Source organism: Pseudomonas sp. FW305-20 (assembly GCF_058788075.1).
Genome location: NZ_JBYTAJ010000043.1, coordinates 1 through 19,123, shown reverse-complemented (window position 1 = coordinate 19,123; position 19,123 = coordinate 1). Strand labels below are relative to the sequence as shown.

At 59.0% G+C, this 19,123-nt stretch carries 20 protein-coding genes and 4 pseudogenes; 8 read left to right on the top strand and 16 right to left on the bottom strand.

The window, feature by feature from the left end; genetic code table 11:
• Positions 1 to 83 precede the first annotated feature (83 nt).
• Positions 84 to 527 (bottom strand): multidrug/biocide efflux PACE transporter, encoded by a 444-nt coding sequence (locus AC3WP4_RS25765; protein WP_102616388.1) that lies wholly within the window; start codon positions 525 to 527, stop codon positions 84 to 86.
• Positions 528 to 617: 90 nt separating this feature from the next.
• Between AC3WP4_RS25765 and AC3WP4_RS25760 the strand changes: the two genes are divergently transcribed.
• Positions 618 to 1,472: a LysR family transcriptional regulator gene (locus AC3WP4_RS25760; protein ID WP_102616389.1), complete on the top strand. Its 855-nt coding sequence runs from the start codon at positions 618 to 620 to the stop codon at positions 1,470 to 1,472.
• 31 nt (positions 1,473 to 1,503) lie between these two features.
• On the opposite strand, the gene AC3WP4_RS25755 is transcribed toward AC3WP4_RS25760, so the two are convergent.
• The 3 genes from AC3WP4_RS25755 to AC3WP4_RS25745 all read right to left on the bottom strand — a co-directional run bounded on the left by AC3WP4_RS25755 (position 1,504) and on the right by AC3WP4_RS25745 (position 3,595).
• On the bottom strand, positions 1,504 to 2,739 hold the full coding sequence (locus AC3WP4_RS25755) for an RNA polymerase sigma factor (protein ID WP_102616390.1): 1,236 nt from the start codon (positions 2,737 to 2,739) through the stop codon (positions 1,504 to 1,506).
• Positions 2,739 to 3,089 (bottom strand): YciI family protein, encoded by a 351-nt coding sequence (locus AC3WP4_RS25750; RefSeq protein WP_008151161.1) that lies wholly within the window; start codon positions 3,087 to 3,089, stop codon positions 2,739 to 2,741. Before AC3WP4_RS25750 ends, AC3WP4_RS25755 begins: the two co-directional genes overlap by 1 nt.
• An 80-nt stretch (positions 3,090 to 3,169) precedes the next feature.
• Positions 3,170 to 3,595, bottom strand: a complete 426-nt coding sequence (locus AC3WP4_RS25745; protein WP_074879292.1) for a YybH family protein — start codon at positions 3,593 to 3,595, stop codon at positions 3,170 to 3,172.
• A gap of 140 nt (positions 3,596 to 3,735) precedes the next feature.
• On the opposite strand from AC3WP4_RS25745, the gene AC3WP4_RS25740 reads away from it, so the two are divergent.
• A complete protein-coding gene (locus AC3WP4_RS25740) occupies positions 3,736 to 4,221 on the top strand; it encodes a GNAT family N-acetyltransferase (RefSeq protein WP_076028348.1) in 486 nt (161 codons plus the stop codon).
• A 7-nt stretch (positions 4,222 to 4,228) separates the two neighbouring features.
• Positions 4,229 to 4,834, top strand: coding sequence for a pyridoxamine 5'-phosphate oxidase family protein (locus AC3WP4_RS25735; protein ID WP_074879296.1), 606 nt, complete (start codon positions 4,229 to 4,231; stop codon positions 4,832 to 4,834).
• Between the two features lie 123 nt (positions 4,835 to 4,957).
• Here the strand turns inward: AC3WP4_RS25735 and AC3WP4_RS25730 are convergent, their stop codons facing one another.
• The 3 genes from AC3WP4_RS25730 to AC3WP4_RS25720 all read right to left on the bottom strand — a co-directional run bounded on the left by AC3WP4_RS25730 (position 4,958) and on the right by AC3WP4_RS25720 (position 6,976).
• Entirely contained in the window at positions 4,958 to 5,446 is a 489-nt protein-coding gene (locus AC3WP4_RS25730; protein ID WP_102616391.1) for a GNAT family N-acetyltransferase, read from the bottom strand.
• 314 nt (positions 5,447 to 5,760) lie between these two features.
• The gene (locus AC3WP4_RS25725; RefSeq protein WP_076028351.1) at positions 5,761 to 6,246 is read right to left on the bottom strand and encodes a GyrI-like domain-containing protein; all 486 of its coding nucleotides are present in this window, start codon (positions 6,244 to 6,246) and stop codon (positions 5,761 to 5,763) included.
• A gap of 67 nt (positions 6,247 to 6,313) precedes the next feature.
• A complete protein-coding gene (locus AC3WP4_RS25720; protein WP_102616392.1) occupies positions 6,314 to 6,976 on the bottom strand; it encodes a LysE family translocator in 663 nt (220 codons plus the stop codon).
• 139 nt (positions 6,977 to 7,115) lie between these two features.
• Here AC3WP4_RS25720 and alaC point away from each other — a divergent pair, with 139 nt between their 5' ends.
• Positions 7,116 to 8,333 (top strand): alanine transaminase, encoded by a 1,218-nt coding sequence (gene alaC, locus AC3WP4_RS25715; protein WP_074879318.1) that lies wholly within the window; start codon positions 7,116 to 7,118, stop codon positions 8,331 to 8,333.
• Positions 8,334 to 8,499: 166 nt separating this feature from the next.
• Here alaC and AC3WP4_RS25710 read toward each other — a convergent pair whose 3' ends face one another.
• Positions 8,500 to 9,852: a GntP family permease gene (locus AC3WP4_RS25710; protein ID WP_074879321.1), complete on the bottom strand. Its 1,353-nt coding sequence runs from the start codon at positions 9,850 to 9,852 to the stop codon at positions 8,500 to 8,502.
• A gap of 82 nt (positions 9,853 to 9,934) precedes the next feature.
• Positions 9,935 to 10,468, bottom strand: a complete 534-nt coding sequence (locus AC3WP4_RS25705) for a gluconokinase (RefSeq protein ID WP_102616393.1) — start codon at positions 10,466 to 10,468, stop codon at positions 9,935 to 9,937.
• Positions 10,469 to 10,681: 213 nt separating this feature from the next.
• On the opposite strand from AC3WP4_RS25705, the gene gntR reads away from it, so the two are divergent.
• The 3 genes from gntR to AC3WP4_RS25690 all read left to right on the top strand — a co-directional run bounded on the left by gntR (position 10,682) and on the right by AC3WP4_RS25690 (position 13,121).
• Positions 10,682 to 11,713, top strand: coding sequence for an HTH-type transcriptional regulator GntR (gene gntR, locus AC3WP4_RS25700; protein WP_074879324.1), 1,032 nt, complete (start codon positions 10,682 to 10,684; stop codon positions 11,711 to 11,713).
• A gap of 174 nt (positions 11,714 to 11,887) precedes the next feature.
• Positions 11,888 to 12,520 (top strand): glutathione S-transferase family protein, encoded by a 633-nt coding sequence (locus AC3WP4_RS25695; RefSeq protein ID WP_102616394.1) that lies wholly within the window; start codon positions 11,888 to 11,890, stop codon positions 12,518 to 12,520.
• Between the two features lie 184 nt (positions 12,521 to 12,704).
• Positions 12,705 to 13,121, top strand: a complete 417-nt coding sequence (locus AC3WP4_RS25690; protein WP_074879328.1) for a hypothetical protein — start codon at positions 12,705 to 12,707, stop codon at positions 13,119 to 13,121.
• An 87-nt stretch (positions 13,122 to 13,208) separates the two neighbouring features.
• Here AC3WP4_RS25690 and AC3WP4_RS25685 read toward each other — a convergent pair.
• The 3 pseudogenes from AC3WP4_RS25685 to AC3WP4_RS25675 all read right to left on the bottom strand — a co-directional run.
• Positions 13,209 to 13,637, bottom strand: a pseudogene (locus AC3WP4_RS25685) (methyl-accepting chemotaxis protein); the annotation flags it as partial.
• A 114-nt stretch (positions 13,638 to 13,751) separates the two neighbouring features.
• A pseudogene (locus AC3WP4_RS25680) lies at positions 13,752 to 14,423 on the bottom strand (PAS domain-containing protein); the annotation flags it as partial.
• Positions 14,424 to 14,944: 521 nt separating this feature from the next.
• Positions 14,945 to 15,205: pseudogene (locus AC3WP4_RS25675) on the bottom strand (LysR substrate-binding domain-containing protein); the annotation flags it as partial.
• Position 15,206: 1 nt separating this feature from the next.
• Between AC3WP4_RS25675 and AC3WP4_RS25670 the strand changes: the two are divergent.
• Positions 15,207 to 15,293, top strand: a pseudogene (locus AC3WP4_RS25670) (glutathione transferase GstA); the annotation flags it as partial.
• 115 nt (positions 15,294 to 15,408) lie between these two features.
• On the opposite strand, the gene AC3WP4_RS25665 reads toward AC3WP4_RS25670, so the two are convergent.
• The 4 genes from AC3WP4_RS25665 to AC3WP4_RS25650 form a co-directional block, all read right to left on the bottom strand.
• Positions 15,409 to 16,422: an ABC transporter substrate-binding protein gene (locus tag AC3WP4_RS25665; protein ID WP_074879332.1), complete on the bottom strand. Its 1,014-nt coding sequence runs from the start codon at positions 16,420 to 16,422 to the stop codon at positions 15,409 to 15,411.
• Positions 16,419 to 16,961: a sigma-70 family RNA polymerase sigma factor gene (locus AC3WP4_RS25660; protein ID WP_074879334.1), complete on the bottom strand. Its 543-nt coding sequence runs from the start codon at positions 16,959 to 16,961 to the stop codon at positions 16,419 to 16,421. The genes AC3WP4_RS25665 and AC3WP4_RS25660 overlap by 4 nt, the downstream gene beginning before the upstream one ends.
• A gap of 131 nt (positions 16,962 to 17,092) precedes the next feature.
• Entirely contained in the window at positions 17,093 to 17,884 is a 792-nt protein-coding gene (locus tag AC3WP4_RS25655; RefSeq protein WP_102616396.1) for a phosphate/phosphite/phosphonate ABC transporter substrate-binding protein, read from the bottom strand.
• Positions 17,885 to 18,022: 138 nt separating this feature from the next.
• On the bottom strand, positions 18,023 to 18,964 hold the full coding sequence (locus AC3WP4_RS25650; RefSeq protein WP_102616397.1) for a fatty acid desaturase: 942 nt from the start codon (positions 18,962 to 18,964) through the stop codon (positions 18,023 to 18,025).
• Between the last annotated feature and the right edge of the window lie 159 nt (positions 18,965 to 19,123).

Here is a 19,123-nt window from a genome sequence, read left to right as displayed (position 1 = left end):
GAGCCTGCTCGCGATAGCGGTACACCTATCGACATCGATGTCGAACGTACTGATGCCATCGCGAGCAGGCTCGCTCCCACAGGTTATTTATCTAGCACATAAGACTGGCGCATCAGCACTCGCTCGCGTACCACGTCGTACACCCAGTGATAAACGTAGGTGTATGGCAGGAAAAACAGCAGCACACCGATATCCAGCAGGAACGCCTGCCACAGGCTGACCTTCAACCACCAGGCAATCAACGGCACCCCCACCGCAACCAGACCGCCTTCGAACAACAGCGCATGGACTACACGTACCCAGGCGTTGCGCACCAGGTTGTAGTGTTTGAGCGCGCGGTCGAACAATCCGTTGAAGATCACGTTCCAGGCCAGGGCAAGTGCCGCGATTGCCATGGTCACGACGCCCATGTCGAGCAGCGGTTTGTCCATGATCCACGCCAGCAGCGGGGTGCAGATCAGGATGGCCAACAATTCGAAACCAATGGCCTGGAAAATACGTTCAGTAATGGATTTGTTGGCGCTCATGGCCAGACTCCTCTGAGTGACTGTGGTTGCCATGATCTTTCTTCACACCGATACTTCATAACCATTAACCATCGATCAAGGCGATAGTTCATGGCTTCTCAAGAAGTGTTGCAGGCCTTCGTTCAGGCCGCGACTCAAGGCTCGTTTTCCGCTGCGGCGCGCAAATTGGGCCGCAGTCAGTCGACCATCAGCGCCGCCGTGGCCAGCCTTGAAATCGACTTGAACCTGACGCTGTTCGACCGCAGCAGCCGCAAACCGAGCCTGACCCCGGCCGGGCACGTGATGCTGCAACGGGCCGAGGACATTCTGGCCGCCAGCAGCCGGCTGGAAATGACCGCCAGCCAACTGTCCCAAGGGGTCGAGCCGAAGCTGACCGTGGCGATTTCCGACACGTATCAATCCGACCGATTCGAAGCGGCGCTCAGCGCCTTCGAGCTGCGTTATCCCGACCTGGAACTTGAATGCCTGATCGCTGAGTGCGATGACCTGGTGGCCTTGGTGCAACGGGGTCGGGCGCAGGTGGCCTTCGCCGAAAAACAAGACAGTTACCCGCCGGACCTGGTCAGTTCGACCATGGAAGAACGAACCGAGATTGCCCTGTTCGTATCCCGCGAACATCCATTGGCGGCGCTGAGCCACATCGATCAGGGCGGGTTGCAACAACACCGGGAGCTGCGTCTGGCGACGATCGTCAATCCGTATGAAAGCCGTGCGAAGGGGCGCGTCTGGTCGGCGCCGAGTTATCTGATGCTGCTGGAAATGGCCCAGGGTGGATTCGGCTGGGCGCCGTTGCCGCGGTGGCTGGTGGAGCGGTTTGGGCAAGGCACGTTGCAGGAACTGGACGTGCGCGGCTGGCCGAAACCGGTGTTCGTCGATGCGCTGTGGTCGCGGCTGCATCCGCCGGGGCCGGCGGGGAGTTGGTTACTCGGCAAGATGCTGGAATAGGGGTGCTCGCGAAGAGGCCCGCAAGATCACATCACTTCAGCTCCCGCAACCGGGCCTCGATAAACCGTCGTTCCGGCACTTGCTGCGTCAACTCCAACGCCCGCTCATAAGCCGCCCGCGCCTCCTCTACCCTTCCCAACTGCCGACAAAACTCCGCCCGCGCCGCGTGCGCCAAGTGGTAATCCAGCAAATCACCCCGCGCCAGGATCCCCTCGATCAGCGTCAGTCCCGCCAACGGCCCATCCCGTTTGGAGATCGCCGCCGCACGGTTCAATTCGATCACCGGCGAAGGCGCTGCCCGCAACAGCACGTCGTACAAACCCACAATCTCCAGCCAGTCCGTTTCCGCCGCCGTGGGCGCTTCGGCATGCGACGCCGCAATCGCCGCTTGCAGGCAGTAAGGCCCGAAGCGCCGGGTTGTCAGTGCACGCTCCACCAGGGCGCAACCTTCAGCGATCATCTCGGCGTCCCACAACGAACGGTCCTGCTCATCCAGCACGATCAACTCGCCACTCGCCGATGTCCGGGCCGGACGTCGGGACTCGTGCAATAACATCAGCGCCAGCAGCCCCATCACTTCAGGTTCGGGCAGCAGTTCCATCAACAAACGACCGAGCCGAATCGCCTCGCGGATCAAATCCTCACGGGTCAGTTCCGCGCCCATGGATGCGGAATAACCTTCGTTGAACACCAGATAAATCACCCGCAGCACGCTGTCCAGGCGCTCGGGCAATTCCGCCAGGGCCGGCACTTGATAAGGAATTTTTGCGTCACGGATTTTCGCCTTGGCCCGCACGATGCGCTGGGCGATGGTCGCTGGAGCCGACAGGAAGGCCCGGGCGATTTCTTCCGTGGTCAGGTCGCAAACTTCGCGCAGCGTCAACGGCACCTGGGCGTCCGCCGCGAGTGCCGGGTGACAACAGGTGAAAATCAGGCGCAGGCGATCGTCTTCCACGTCTTCGTCACTCCAGTCGGCCTGCTCCAGCGCCTCCAGTTGAGCGATCAGCATCGGTTGCGACGCAACGAAGCGTGCGCGCCGTCGCAACACATCAATGGCCTTGAAACGCCCCGTGGACACCAGCCAGGTACGCGGATTGTTCGGCACACCGTCACGCTGCCAGCGCTCGACCGCGACGAAAAACGCCTCGTGCAAGGCTTCTTCGGCGAGATCGAAATCGCCGAGCAAACGAATCAAGGTCGCCAGAATCCGCCGTGAATCTTCGCGGTAAACCTGCTCGACCCGCGCTCGTACCGACTCGGCCGACATCAGGCGCCGGGGTTCAACTGACGAACGGGACGTACCTCAACACAGCCGACCCGGGCCGCCGGGATGTTACCGGCGACCTGGATGGCTTCATTGAGATCCTTGGCATCGATCAGGTAGAAGCCGGCCAATTGCTCCTTGGTTTCGGCGAACGGGCCGTCGGTGATCGACATCTTCCCGTTGCGCATCCGCACCGTGGTCGCGGTCTGCACCGATTCCAGCGCCTCGGCGGCGACCATTCGGCCGCTGCCCTGGATAGCCTCGGCGTAAGCCATGCATTCAGCGTCATTCGGGCTTTCGGGCAGCGAGTGCAACTCGTGCTCGTTGCTGTAGACCAGGCATAAATACTTCATGGGGCTCTCCTGCATCGAACGGATCAACTATGGCTGCTGATTGACGCTTTCGCGATATTCCCGACGAATCGGCCTGACGCTCAGGGTTCCAGGTTGAACAGCGCGGTGCCGCTCATCATGTCGAACGGGGCCGACCAGTGTTCGTGAACGATGCGCCATTGCCCGTCGTCGCGGCGATAGCAGGCGGTCACGCGCATCCAGCAGGCCTGGGTTTCGCCCTTCTCGTTGGTGCCGCCGCAATGGGCCAGCCAATGGGCGAAGGCGATGTGCTCGTCCGCCACGATGTTCATATGGTCGAAGTCGAACTTATGCGCGCCCTGGCACATTTCCATGCATTCCTGCCAATGTGCGCGGTAGGCGGCCTTGCCCCGAAACTGCAGGGCCTTGACCGCGTCGTAGGAGACGATGTCCTCGGCATACAGGGGCATGAGTTTCTCGACATCCTTGGCGATGACCGCCTGGCGATAGGTGTCGATCAGGGTCTGGATTTCGTGGGTAGCGTTCATGGTGGTTCTCCGTGGTTTTTGTTGTGAAGACACCCTTAGTCGTCTGGCGAAAAACCAAATCGACAGTCCAAATAAAAATAATCCATGGGCGCAAACTCGTTAGAATCCGAAACACATTTTCTTGGAAAAAGGACACTCCAGTGACAGCCCGACTCGTGCCTTACGACCACCTGAACGCGCTCCAGCGCCAGCAGGTCGAGGCCATTGAAGTTCACAAAGAACAAATCAGGTTCTCCGGCGACATTCACGGTGCGTTGCACACCTTGCTGTCCAAACCCGGCCCCGGCGTGAAGGGATTTGCGCTACTGGTCGAGGATGTTCCCGTGGCCTTCCTGCTGCTCAAACGCCCGCCCGTATTGCCGGCGTGGGCCAATGAACACAGCGCCACCCTGCACGCACTGCAAGTCGATCATCGGGCTCAGGGCAAAGGCTACGGCAAGGCCTGCCTGCAAGCCCTGCCCGACGTAGCGCGTCAGGCGTTTCCGGAAATAAAGGGGCTGGAGTTGTCGGTGGATGCGGATAACGCATCGGCCATCGCGCTTTACGCAAAATTCGGCTGGGTCGACAGCGGCGAAGCCTACAGGGGCCGGATCGGTTACGAACGGCGCATGGGGCTGATTTTCTGAGGTGGTTATGCTCAACAGCATCGAAGAACTGGAAGCCCTCTACGGCCAACCCCATGACCGCGCCGTACGCAAGCAGATCGCCTTTCTGAACGAGGACTATCAGGCGATGGTCCGCGCCTCGCCACTGGTAATCGTCAGCTCGGTGGGACCTGACGGGATGGACGGTTCACCGCGGGGCGACACGCCGGGTTTCGTGCGGATCATTGATGAACGCACCCTGGCGATCCCGGATCGGCCGGGCAACAACCGCATCGACACGCTGCGTAACGTTGTGCTCGATTCGCGGGTGTCGCTACTGTTCATCATTCCCGGGATTGGCGAAACGTTGCGGGTTAACGGCACGGCACAGATCAGCGCCGAACCCGGGTTGCTGGAGAGCTTTGCGGTCAATGGCAAACCGGCGCGCACGGTGATGCTGGTGACGGTGGAAGCGGCGTACTTCCACTGCTCCAAGGCCATCGTTCGTTCGGATTTATGGAACCCTGAGAAACACCTCGAACGCTCTGCCCTGCCGACGGCGGGTGCATTTCACAAGCGGTTGAACGATGGGCAGTTCGATGCCGAGACGTATGACCGGGAAGCGCCGGCTCGGGTGCGGGATAGCCTTTACTGACACGATGACTAACCAATGTGGGAGCGAGCCTGCTCGCGAAGGCGGACTGTCAGTCAACATTGATGTTGAATGTGAGGCCCCTTTCGCGAGCAGGCTCGCTCCCACAGGAGATATCCAGCGGGCTTACAACTCCAACACCATCTCATGCCACGCCATCCCACCATGATCTGACGCTGAAGGCTTGATGTAGGCAAAGCCAAACCCGGCATACAGCGGAATGTGCCGCTCCTTGCACATCAGATGGATGCTGGTCTTGCCCAGCGCGCGCATCCGCTCGATGAATTCGCCCATCAACCGTTTCGCCAGCCCCTGCCCCTGAAAATCCGGGTGCACCACCACCGACATGATGACCACGTGCGGGCCGGCCGGGTCGTGGCCGATCAGTTCCTTGAACGCCTCGTCCGACATTTCCACCTGAAACGCCGCACCGGAATTGATGAAACCGGCTACAACGCCGTCGACTTCGGCCACGATAAAACCTTCGGGCCAGGTGGCGATGCGCGTGGCGATTTTTTCGCGGGTGGCGGCTTCGTCGCCTTCGTAGGCAACAGTTTCGATGGCGTAGCAGCGGTCCAGATCAGCAGGTGTGACGTGGCGGATGACGGTGTTCATGGCAGCTCGAAATCAGCGGGAGGAAGGTTGGGGATCATAAATTAATAAGGTGTTCATATCGATCACCGCAGGCGCCGTAAAGCCTGCGTATAGGCGCTGTCATTGCTTGCCGGAGCGGATTATTGATGTGTCCTGTCTCTGGCCATCAATAAGGGGAACTCACCATGAGCAGCGTTCAGATCGGACTTCTTATGTTGTTGGGCATCAGCTCGTTTGGCTTTATCACGCTGACGATTGACCTGTTGCGAGCGCGACGGATGAAGCAAGGCAAGTAACGGGCAGGAGGCGGACGCCGAGTCCGCCTCCTGCGGTAATCAAGGCTTGAGCGGCAGCCAGATTTCCAGCACACCCGTATTGAGCTTCGGGTTGAAGTCTTCGCTGTAGCGTTCGAATTCCGGCGCGTCGGCCGCCTGATAACCGGACTGCGGCAGCCAGGTATTCCAGATGTACTGAAAGGTCTGGGGCAACTGATCGAGAGCGCCTTTGTGCTCGAACACTGCGTAGTGCTGAGGTTGCACCTCAACCCAGCGGTATTTCTCGGGCAGGTCGTCGAGCTTGCTGATTTCAACGCCGGCGATGTATTCGAAGCCGCCCTTGCCATCCGGATTGCAGCAGATACCGTAGGTCACTTCGTTTTTTTGACCGGGAATTTTGCCAATCTCGGGAATGAATTTCTCCCAGAGCTCAGGGATTTTCCTGGAGGTTTCCTGGGTAAATCGTCCGCCAAGCCCTGCAATGAGCAGGAAGTGCCCGTGCTCGAAGCGTGGCTTGGCCGTTTCGACGCCTGTTTGCTCATCCATGGCTCAACTCCTTGGAACAAAAAGTGGGTTCGGCTGGGAGTATAGAAGCCAAACCCGATTCGCCCAATTACAGTGCGTGCAACGGCTCGACGGCACCTGCGCCGACGAACTCGTTATACCCCGATAGGATCACGTAGACCGCGAAATAGCAGAAGATCGCTGCCGATGCCATATAGGAGTAACGCAGTAATTTGTCACCGAGCAACTTGCCGCCGTGACTCGCGGCGAAACACAAAGCCACGCACCACAGCACCCCGGCGCAGAGAAACCCGCCGAGAAACAGCGCCGAACTGAGGGCGTCACCGCCGCCGGAGCGAGCGATCAATGTGCCGCCCACCGCCGCGAACCAGAGAATGGCGCTGGGAGAGGACATGGCGAGGAAGATCCCGCGGAAAAACTCGCGCCGATGGGTGTTCTGGCCCACGTCTTCGGCCTGCGCCAATACCGCCTCATGGTGAATCGCCGAATAGATCATCTTCGCCGCGAAGTACAACAACAGCGCCGAACCGCCGATCCACAGCACCCAGCGCACGCTTTCGTATTGCAGCAAAACGGTCATCCCGGCCAAGGCCAGCACGGCGTAGATCAGGTCGCCGACACAGGTCCCCAAACCCAGCGCGAAGCCTTGAAAATAGCCACGTTGCATCGCCAATGTGATCATCGCGATGTTGGCTACGCCGATGTCCAGGCACAGCGAAAGGCTCAGCAAGAAGCCACTGGTAAATTCCATCAACCGATTTCCTTCGGACAAATTTGTTTACATAGTCGCTGGACAGTTTGCCACATCAGCCCTTACATTCCGCCACAGGTCACCGCAGTGACCAGCGTCGCTCGGACGGTTCCGGGCGCTCACGTTATCCGAGGCAACAATGGCTAACCCAGGTTCGCCGCGCCGCTTTGCGCGCATAGATCGACTCCCCCCTTACGTATTCAACATCACTGCCGAGCTGAAGATGGCCGCCCGTCGTCGTGGCGAAGACATCATCGACTTCAGCATGGGCAACCCTGATGGCCCTACTCCGCCGCACATCGTCGAAAAACTGGTGACCGTCGCCCAGCGCGAAGACACCCACGGTTATTCGACGTCCAAGGGCATTCCGCGTCTGCGCCGGGCGATTTCCAATTGGTACAAGGATCGCTACGAGGTCGATATCGACCCGGAAAGCGAGGCCATCGTCACCATCGGTTCCAAGGAAGGCCTGGCGCATTTGATGCTGGCCACCCTCGACCAGGGCGACACCGTCCTGGTGCCGAACCCGAGTTACCCGATTCACATCTACGGCGCGGTGATTGCTGGCGCCCAGGTGCGTTCGGTGCCGTTGATTCCGGGCGTGGACTTCTTCGCCGAACTGGAAAGCGCGATTCGCGGCTCGATTCCGAAACCGAAAATGATGATCCTCGGCTTCCCGTCCAACCCCACTGCTCAATGCGTGGAACTGGATTTCTTCGAGCGGGTGATCGCCCTCGCCAAGCAGTACGACGTTTTGGTGGTGCACGACCTGGCCTACGCCGACATCGTCTACGACGGCTGGAAAGCCCCATCGATCATGCAAGTGCCAGGCGCCAAGGACATCGCGGTGGAGTTTTTCACCCTGTCCAAGAGCTACAACATGGCGGGTTGGCGCATCGGCTTCATGGTCGGTAATGCCGAACTGGTCAACGCCCTGGCGCGGATCAAGAGTTATCACGACTACGGCACGTTCACCCCGTTGCAAGTCGCGGCGATTGCGGCGCTGGAAGGTGATCAGCAGTGCGTCAAAGACATCGCCGAGCAGTATCGGCAGCGTCGCAACGTGCTGGTCAAAGGCCTGCATGAACTGGGCTGGATGGTCGAGAATCCGAAAGCGTCGATGTATGTCTGGGCGAAGATTCCCGAAGCGTATGCGCATTTGGGCTCGCTGGAGTTCGCCAAAAAACTGCTGGCCGAGGCCAAGGTTTGCGTCTCGCCGGGCGTAGGGTTTGGTGAGTACGGGGATGATCATGTGCGCTTCGCGCTGATCGAAAACCAGGACCGGATTCGTCAGGCCATACGCGGCATTCGCGGGATGTTCCGAGCGGATGGGTTGATTCAGAAAACCAACGCCTGATTTATCAAGCAGACATAAAAAAACCGCAGCGATGCGGTTTTTTTGTGCTTGATCGTTCCCACGCTCTGCGTGGGAATGCATCCCGTGACGCTCCGCGTCACAGTGGACGCAGAGCGTCCATGGCGGCATTCCCACGCGGAGCGTGGGAACGATCAGTGCAGTGTGTTTAAACGAACAGCGACAACAGCAGGATGAAGCCCAGGCCCACCACGGACAGGATGGTTTCCATCGCGGTCCAGGTCTTGAAGGTTTCCGCCACGGTCATGTTGAAGTATTGCTTCACCAGCCAGAAACCCGCGTCGTTGACGTGAGACAGGATCAACGAACCGGCACCGGTCGCCAGTACCAGCAGTTCACGGTTCACACCTGGAATCATCCCCACCACCGGCACCACGATGCCCGCACCGGTAATGGTCGCCACGGTTGCCGAACCAGTCGCAATACGGATCACTGCCGCCACCAGCCACGCCAGCAGGATCGGCGAGATCTGCGCTTCCACCGCCATGTTGCCGATGACATTACCCACGCCGCTGGTCACCAGCATCTGCTTGAAGCCACCACCGGCACCGATGATCAGGATGATTGCGGCGGTGGGTGCAAGGCTGGCATCCAGCCATTTGAGCATCTGGTTAGAGCCAATGCCCTGCTTGTAACCGAAGGTGTACAGCGACAGCAGCAACGCCAGCAGCAGTGCCGAGATCGGATGACCGATCAGGTCCATGAACGTGCGGAAGAAGTTGCCGTCCGGCAGCACCACATCGGCAAAGGTCTTGAGCAGCATCAGGAACACCGGCGACAGCACGGTGATCAAGGTGATGGCGAAGCTCGGGAGATCGGCAGACTCGTCATCACGCGCCAGTTGATCGACCAGTTCCTGATTTGGATGACCCGGGATGTACTTGGCAATGAACGTGCCGTAGATCGGGCCGGCGATGATGGCCGTCGGCAGCGCAACGATCAGGCCGTAGAGAATGGTTTTACCGATGTCGGCACCGAACACGCCGATGGCCAGCAACGGCCCCGGGTGCGGCGGAACCAGGCCGTGCACCGCAGACAGACCGGCCAGCAGCGGGATACCGATCTTGATGATCGACACGCCGGTACGCCGGGCCACGATGAACACCAGCGGGATCAGCAGCACGAAGCCGATTTCGAAAAACAGCGGAATGCCGACCAGGAACGCGGCGAACATCATCGCCCACTGCACCTTGTCCTTGCCGAACGCGCGAATCAGGGTCTGGGCAATCTGATCCGCCCCGCCCGACTCGGCCATCATTTTGCCGAGCATGGTGCCCAGCGCGAGGATGATCCCGACGAAACCGAGCACCCCGCCGAAGCCGTCCTGGAACGCCTTGATGATGGTGCCGATCGGCATGCCGGAGGTCAGCCCGAGAAAGGCTGCGGCGATGATCAGGGCAATGAACGGGTGAAACTTGAACTTGGTGATCAGGACGATAAGCCCGATCACCGTGACCACTGCATCGAGCAGCAGGAACGTCTCGTGGGACATGCCAAACATTAGGGGTGTCTCCTGGTTGTTGTTGTTATTAAAACGGGGAATTCGCAGGCCATCAGGACAGCGCTATCTTTTCTGGCAAAACTCATACGGCGTGTTTCAGGCCATGAGCCTGCCACCAGTCATGAGCTTGCTTCGCCAATTGCTCGACGCTGTGCTTCGACGCGTCCAGAGCCAGGGTCAGTGGCTCGCCAACAGGCGATTCAAGGGTGGCGAACTGGCTGTCGATCAATGTCGATGGCATGAAATGGCCCGGCCGATGGGAGACACGATCGGCGGCGACTTCAGGGGTCAGTTCAAGAAACACGAAGCCCAGGCCCGGCAAGGCGCTGCGCAGACGTTCGCGGTAACTGTGTTTGAGGGCCGAGCAGGTCAGCACCGGGCGTTCGCCTTGGGCATCGATGCGGCGCAGTTCATCGCACAGGCTGTCGAGCCAGCCGGCACGGTCTTCGTCGTTCAGGGGGATACCCGCGCTCATCTTTTCGATATTGGCGGCAGGGTGGAAAGTGTCGCCTTCAATGGCGGTCGCGCCGCAGAGTTGGCACAAGGCCTCGCTGACGCAAGTCTTGCCGCAACCGGCAACGCCCATGATGACCAGGGCGGTGATGGGATGATTCATGTAACACCTCAGCGCGCAGACAGCGCTACCTTTGCCAGTTATGACACCAGAAAAAGTAGAAGTTGCCGACGCCTTCTTGTCATTTTTGTGGGTTGCAGCATGTTCGTTCCCAACGCCAAAAAACGGGGATCAGGCAAACCCCGCTCACGCATTTGCAGCTGCGTCGAGACAGCGCTACCTTAGTGCCTCGAATTTTGTTTGGCAAGCCGTCCGATGATCTCCCCTAAAAACGATAAAAATACGCGCACCACTGGCCGCCCCACTTTGAACGAAGTCGCACGCCTGGCCGGTGTCAGCCCGATTACCGCCTCTCGCGCCCTGCGCGGAGTCAGTACGGTGGCCACCGAACTGGTGGAAAAAGTACAGAAAGCCGCCCTCGACCTCAACTACGTGGTCAACCCTGCCGCCCGCGCGTTAGCCTCGGCCCAGAGCCATTCCGTCGTGGTTTTGGTGCCTTCGTTATCCAACCTGCTGTTCATCGACACGCTGGAAGCCATTCATCAGGTTTTGCGACCAAAGGGCTTCGAAGTGCTGATCGGCAACTTCCATTACTCACGCGATGAAGAAGAAAACCTGCTGCGCAACTACATGGCGTATCAGCCTCGCGGTTTGCTGCTGACCGGTTTCGACCGCACCGAAAGTTCACGCAGGATGATCGAGGCGAGCAACATTCCGTGCGTGTACATGATGGAACTGGACAGCGCCGCCGGCCTCAATTGCGTGGGGTTTTCGCAACTTGCTGCCGGCGAGACCGCGGCCGAGCATTTGCTATCACGCGGTCGCAAGCGTCTGGCCTACATCGGCGCGCAACTGGATCAACGCACGTTGCTGCGCGGCGAAGGTTTCCGCAAAGCCCTGCAAAAAGCCGGTTTGTATGACCCGGACCTGGAAGTCCTGACCCCGCGCTCTTCCTCCGTCGGCTTGGGGGGCGAACTGTTCCTGCAACTGCTCGCCAGTCATCCCGATGTCGACGCGATCTTCTTCGGTAACGACGACCTGGCCCAGGGCGCACTGCTCGAAGCCATGCGCTGCGGGATCAAGATCCCCGAACAAGTGGCGATCCTCGGTTTCAACGACCTGCCGGCCTCGGCCCATATGGTCCCGCGCCTGAGCAGTATCAGCACCCCGCGAGAAGCCATCGGTCGCCGTGCGGCGGAGCAGATGTTGACGTTGATGGCTGGCAACACGGTGGCCAAACCGGTGCAGGACATGGGGTTTGAGTTGAAGGTGCGCGAAAGTACCTGACGCTTTGATCGCTCCCACGCAGAGCGTCAGAACGGCGCATCGCCCATGCCGTGGGTTTTCAACTAATCTTGATAGTGTTCCAACTTTGCCAACTTCGGCGTTGCCGGATCCGGTTTGAAAACGCTGAATGTCTGTTAGATTCCTGAAGCGTCGAATCGCTAATGGAGTAGCTCAATGGAACATGCACTGAAGATTCTGGGTAAAGCCTCGTCCATCAACGTCAGGAAAGTCCTGTGGACCTGTGAGGAACTGGGTGTTGCCTACGAACGTGAAGACTGGGGCGGCGGATATGCGTCGACCCACACGCCGGAGTTTCTCAGGCTCAATCCCAACGCACTGGTGCCGGTGATCATTGATGAGGCCGGCGTGCTGTGGGAGTCCAACACCATTTGCCGCTATCTGGCCGGCAAACACCACAACACCGATCTTCTGCCCCACGAACCGGCGGCGCGTGCTCGGGTGGAGCAGTGGATGGATTGGCAAGCCACCGAACTCAATGCCGCCTGGAGCTATGCGTTCACGGCATTGGTACGCAAGGATCCGGAGTTCCAGGACCCGCATCACATTGCCGCTGGCATACGCGGCTGGAATCAGAAGATGGGCATCCTCGAGCATCAGCTCGCGGCCACCAAAGCGTATGTCGCCGGACCGCACTTCACGCTGGCGGACATCGTCATCGGGCTGTCGGTCAACCGCTGGCTGATGACACCGATGGAGCGCCCCGACTACCCGGCCATCGACGAGTATTTCCAACGGTTGGCACAACGTCCGGGATTTCTTAAGCATGGCTGCAATGGCCTGCCTTGAGCGGCCCCGCGTTTTCTCGGCTGCAGTTTTCAACAGTATGACCGTTGGTCCAATTCTTCTTCCACAAAGAACCTGACTGTCACTTCTGTCAGTAGACAGCATTAGCCGGGTGGAAAATCATGTGTCTCCTCCGCGTCGATAGATCACCGCGGCTCTGTTTGTAATGTGGCAAAGGAGATGACCCATGAGTAATAAAAAAGCCGTCGGGCTGTTCAGTGCAACAATCAGGGAAAATGGCGGCGAACCGCTGAGCCTTCCAGCCAAGCAAATCGTTTTCAGCGTTAAAGAATATGAACTCATAGTTGGCGGGTTCGCCCGAGATGACTTCCCTGTAGGCTGGGGAGTCCAGCTAGGTATATATGATGGCGAAATCAAACCTGGCTCATATGCGTTCGACAACGGTAGAAGAGTCGGAGGTTTTTACAACCCTCGAGACCCTGATAGTTCCTGGATCGGGCAAGAACAGTCGGGAAATATCACCTTGATCGAAGTGGACCTTGAAAAAAAATTCGTGAGGGGCACGTATCAATTCATCGCTGTAAGCAGTCATGACCCACAGAAAAGTGCGGAGATAGAAGGCAGTTTCTCACTCACCGAATAGGTCAGGCGCCCCTCGCGACACATGAACGTTTCGAGTGATAAAAATTGCCCCTTTAAAGTATTAAGGGGCAATTCGTTCAGACCACCGCTAACTTATTTGCAACGTCGAATTGAACTGACTGATCGCATCCACCACATGCCGCGACCCTTGCTGAATCTCCATAATCACCGCTCCCGCCTCGTTCGCCAGTTCCACCCCAAGCCCGGTTCGGCTCAAACTGGACTGCATGCTCGACACCGCGCTCAATGACAAATCGTGGTTCTTGCGCACCACTTCAACGATCTCCACCGTTGCCTGGCTCGTTCGTGCCGCCAGGCTGCGAACTTCATCGGCCACGACCGCAAACCCGCGCCCGTGCTCCCCGGCCCGGGCCGCTTCGATCGCGGCGTTGAGCGCCAGCAGGTTGGTCTGATCGGCAATGCCGCGAATGGTCTGGACGATGGTGCCGATGATGTCGGACTGTTTACTGACGGCATCAATGCTCAGCGCCGCTTCGTTCAAGTCTTTGGAAATGTCCTGGATGGTCTGCACCGTTTGCTGCACCACCTGCGACCCCTTCTGCGCACAAGCATCGTTTTCAACCGAGGTGCTGTGGGCCGACTCCGCGGCGGTTTGCAGGGTGGTCACCTGATCGGTGATGTCTCTGGCGAACTTGACCACTTTGTACAACCGCCCCTTGGTGTCGAACAGCGGGTTGTAGGAAGCCTCCAGGAAAACCGTATGACCGTGCTTGTCTTTGCGCTCGAAACGGTGCGAGTGATATTCGCCGCGATTGAGCGAGGCCCAAAACGCTTTATAGGCCTGGGATTCGGCTTCGGCACGATGACAAAACAGGCTGTGATGCTGGCCAACCACTTCGTTGAGCGAGTAATGCATCGTCTTCAAGAAGTTGTCGTTAGCGGTGATGACCTTGCCATCCGGAGTGAATTCGATCACCGCCATGGAGCGACCGATCGCCGCGAGCATGCTCTCGTTTTCGTGCTCCTTGTAGATCCTGGCCGAGATGTCAGTGGCGACTTTGATCACACTGCGAACCTGACGATCAGCGCCGAACACTGGCATATAGCTGGCTTCAAGCCAGATCTCCTTGCCGTTCCTGTCCAAGCGTAGAAAGGTCCCGCTCACCGGTTCGCCACGGGCCAGGTCACGCCACAACTTGGCGTAGGCTTCGCTGCGATAAAACGCTTCTTCGCAAAAGATCCGGTGATGCTTGCCGCGCACTTCTTCGGCGCTGTAACCCATGACACTGCAAAAGTTGTCGTTGGCATCGAGCACGATGCCTTCGGGGGTGAACTCAATCATCGCCATCGAACGACTGACCCCCGCCAACTTCGCGTTAGCCTCGGCCAGCGCGCAACTGAATCGTTCGATTTCCTGCAGGTCGGTCTTGTGATGTCGGTTAAACATAGTCGTATCACCTTCAGCGCGGTCTTTTGTTTGATGAAAGTTCGTTGGTCTTTCAACAGCTCCAGCACTACGTTCCAAGGAACAGGCACACGCATCCCTCCACAGGAAGGACTGGGTCAGGTGATCAATGATGTTTAATCGGAGAGTCCATGCAGCAACACTCTTATCAAGACATCCTTCTCTTGATAGCCCGGAATCGGACCAGCCCTAACGTTCTGATAAGACATTCCATTGACCGGACAGCTCCGTGTTGTTCAGAGTCGGCGCCTTGGGTTGCGCACACTTTTAACGTGTATGACGACCTTCACTGGCGGTCGACATAGTTAGTTACGAGTCAGCATAGACAGGCAAGGAAGGTAATCAAGGCCACTAGTCGGCCAGTATCGAGGACAAAAACGGTTCAGCATCGGCATATGTCATTTCTTAGCGAGCATGCCCATCAACGCCTGCACCGCCGCCGAGGGTGGTTTGTTCGTAGCGGCCACCAAGGCGAATTCGCGATCGATACGCGGTTTGACCGGCACCACGCGCAGCCCCTGAAGTTGGCTCGGCAGTGTCATCTCCGGCACCAGCGTCACGCCGATGTTTTCCCGCACCAGGGTGAACGCACTGCTCCATTCACGGACCTCGACCCGAACGTCGCGCAGCTGCAGTCCGGCATCCTCCGCGAGGCTGCGTGTTGCCGATGCGTATTTGTTTACGGTGTTGCGATGGACGTCGGTGCTTGGGATTGATTTGAAGCAGTGGCCGGCGTTTGTGCGATAGCGGCCTGGCGTGAAGGCTGCATTGGCCGCTGAGTCGGAGTAAGGCGGCAGACCCTTCGCGAGCAAGCCCGCTCGCGAAAGCTATCTGACAAACACCGCTGAAGCATCAGAAAAAACTACAAACTCGCACTCACCTTGGTCGCCACCTCCCCTGGCACCCAGCCCTTCCAGATCTGCGGCTGATCACGCAAAAACGCTTCGGCCACCTGACGCGGTTGCAGGCGCTTTTCGCTCATCTGGCCGAGCGTCTGGTTCAGCAGATCGATCGGCAGGTCGACCTTTTCGAAGAACGCCACCAGGTCCGGGTACTGCGCCTTGAACGGCGCGGACACACCAATCGCCAGGTTCGCCGGCATCGACCGCGTGCCTTTGGGATTCGGGTTTTTAGCATCGGCCAGGGTCTTCCAGGCTTCGGCGTCGAAAGCCGGCTCGTCAAGTTTCACCAGTTTGAAACGCCCCAACAGCGGCGTCGGCGACCAGTAGTAGAACAGCACCGGTTTGCCACGGCGGATCGACGAAGCCACCTCGGCATCCAATGCGGCGCCAGAACCCGTGCGGAAGTTGACGAAGCTGTCAGTCAGGTCATAGGCCTTGAGTTTTTGACTGTTGACGATCTCCGAGGTCCAGCCCGTCGGGCTGTTGAGGAAGCGGCCTCGGCCAGGGTCTTCCGGGTCGCGGAACACGTCCTTGTAGCGCGCCAGGTCGGCGACGGATTTCAGCTCCGGGGCCAGGGGTTTGATGCCGCGTTCGGGGTCGCCCTTGATCACGTATTCCGGCACCCACCAGCCTTCGGTGGCGCCTTTGACCGTGTCGCCCAGCCCAAACACTTTGCCTTCCGAGGCGGCTTTGACCCACGCCGGACTGCGCCCGGCCCACTCTTCGCCGATCACTTGAATATCGTTCCTGGCCAACGCCGCTTCGAGGCTGACAGTGCTGCCCGGAAGGGTATCGGTCGGGTAGCCGTAACCTTTCTCGACAATCAATCGCAGGATTTCGGTGATCAGGCTGCCGCTTTCCCAGGTGATGTCACCGAAATGGATCGGCGCGGTTTTCTCCGCGGCGGGAACGTGGGTTGCCACAAGGCTCAGGGCCAGCAGCGAACTGCCGAGCAGGGTTTTGATCGATCTCATGCGGACCTCCGGGTCAGGGAATTCAAGGATTGGTTGGCGCGGTGCCGGGCACACAGGGCTTGAGTGCGAGTCATGTAAACGCTGACCGAGCGCTGGGAAATGCCCAGTTCGGCGGCGATTTGGGGGTAAGTCAGACCGTCGATTCGCGACAACAGAAACGTTGCGCGAACCTTGCCCGGCAAGCGCTCCAGCGTACGGTCGAGGCCATGCAAGGCCTGGGTCAGTTGCACCCGAACTTCGGGTGAAATCGCTTGCTGCTGATCGAGGTGTTGCAACTGATCGAGGTGTTGGCGTTCCAGCTCACGGCGGCGCCAGAGCTGATAGATCAACCGCTGGGCAATGGTGGTGAGCAAGGCACGAGGCTCGCGGATCGGGGCAAGCCCCGGTGATTCGAGCAACTGTAGAAAGGTTTCGGCAGCAATGTCTTCGACGCTGGAACTGGCGCCCAGATGCCGGCGCAACCGTGCGCATAGCCAGGGGTAATGCGCGCGGAACAATCCGCCCACGTCGTTACGATGGGAAAGGTCGGTGCCGGACATAGAGGCTCCAAGGGTTAGGGGTCGCTGAATGTCCGGTGATCCGGTGACGCGATCCTAGCAAGGAGCCTTATTCATTAATAATATTTAAAAGGCATTCTTATATTCCGCTATGGAATTAAACATCTTCCCTCCTACCGCAATCGCCCATACCCCAGAGCTTCCGCTTCTTGCTGATAGTCGAGAACGATTTGATAGTCGCTTTCGCTGGCCGGTAATACCTCATGCAGACCGAGGATGTCCCTGACTTCGGGCAATTCTTGCAACGTCGTATTCATCATCTGCCTCAGCGCCTCGGCCTGTTCATCAGTGACCGTCGCGGCGGTGATATACGGCAAGGTCGGACTGAACGCACTTCGCGCAATGACTCGCAGGCCGGCCACTTCGTCTTCGGCGTGCCGTGCCAGATAGGCGAAGGTGACGCTGTCGATGGCCGCCAGGTCCGCTGTCCCTTCACGCAACCCGCGCAGGCTTTCGCGGTGGCTGCCGCTGGTACCGACACTGGCGAAGAACTGCCCTTCTTGATGCAGCGGCGCCAGTCGATGACGCAGCAGGTTCATGCCGCTGTTGGAGTCTTCGCCGTTGATCACCCCACGACTGTCGCGAAAGGCCGGCAGGCTGCGCCGTGGATCATCGGTTCGACTCAGCAACAGGCTGCAATGGTTGCCGCCGTTAGCGTCCGGCAGCTCATAGCGAGGACGACCGATGACCCGGACCCGACCACGCAACGCGGTCATTAACGGATAGCCGCAGGTTTGGGTCAGCAGAAGGTGCGGGGACAGCCAAAGGTCCATCAGCGAAAGGCCCTCGGCGCTGCGGCGGGAGGCACCCAGTCGCTCGAGCATTCGCGTCAGCCAGCGCTCGTTGGCCTCGCGGATCGGTTCGGGGGCGACGTACATCAGGAGTTCAGCGAGGTGTTGTGTCATCGAAAATTTCCCGGCAACGAAATTCTCTGTGAGAGCGGGCTTGCTCGCGAAGGGGCCGGCACATCCAACATCATTGTTGTCAGGCCGATTGCATTCGCGGGCAAGCCCGCTCCCACAGGGTTATGTGGTGGTCATGCCTCAGTGGAATGGATGTCGCGGGCTATCGATCGCTTTCACCCCATTCTCCCGCCACAACTGCCCATAACCCTGCACCAGAAACCCGCCGCTGCGCGCCAGCCATTGCTCCCGACGCGCGCGGTAGGCGCGGGGCAAGTCGTACCAGGACAGGCCCGGCAAGTCGTGATGCACCAAATGCAGATTGAGGTTGAGGAACAGCCAGCGCCACGGCCAGGCAGCTTCATTGATGACCGTCCTTTGCTCGGGCTCGGCGTGGGGACGGTGTTCATAGTAGGAGCGAATCATGGCAATCGATAACGCCGGCACACTGATCAGCAACAGGTAATGCCATACCGGCAATACGCTGTAGTGGGCGATGAACAGCAACATCAGCAGGGTCAACGTGCCGTGGCTCAACCACATCAGCCAGGCCTGTCGCTCACCTGCTTTTAGACGTTGCAGTTCTTCCCTGGCCAGCGCCAGCAAGGCTAGCGGTGCACCGAGGGCGAAGCGTCCGAGCACGGTTTTGTTCAGCCAGTGCAGACGCTGTTCAAACAGTGAACTGTCCTGCCATTGCTCGGCGCTCAGGTAACGGCTTTCGGGATCGCGACCCGGAAGGGTCAGGTCTTCATCGCGGTGATGCAGCAAATGGCTGTCGCGATACAAGGTGTAGGGATACCAGACGGCGAACGGCGCGTAGCCGAGGATCTTGTTCAGGGATGTCCAGCGGGTGGGGTGACCGTGAAGTAATTCGTGCTGCACCGACAACCAGAGCACCACCAACGGAACCAACAGCACGGTGCTCCACCACAGGCCCAACCAGCCACTGGCGAGCACAATGCTGAACCAGCCGACGTACACGCCGATCAGCAGCATCCAGGTCGGCCACTCGGTGCGAGCGGTCAGGCGTTGGCGCAGGGTTTCGATTTCTTCACGGTGGGCGTTATCGAAGTAATGGGGCATGGCGTTGCTCAGATCGGGGACCAGTCCCCTTCTGTGCAATGACGCAGGGTTTTCTTGCAGATTATTTCAAGGATCGTATGACGATCGTTCCCACGCTCTGCGTGGGAATGCCTCTAGGGACGCTCTGCGTCCAGTGACGCGGAGCGTCACGGGCTGCAT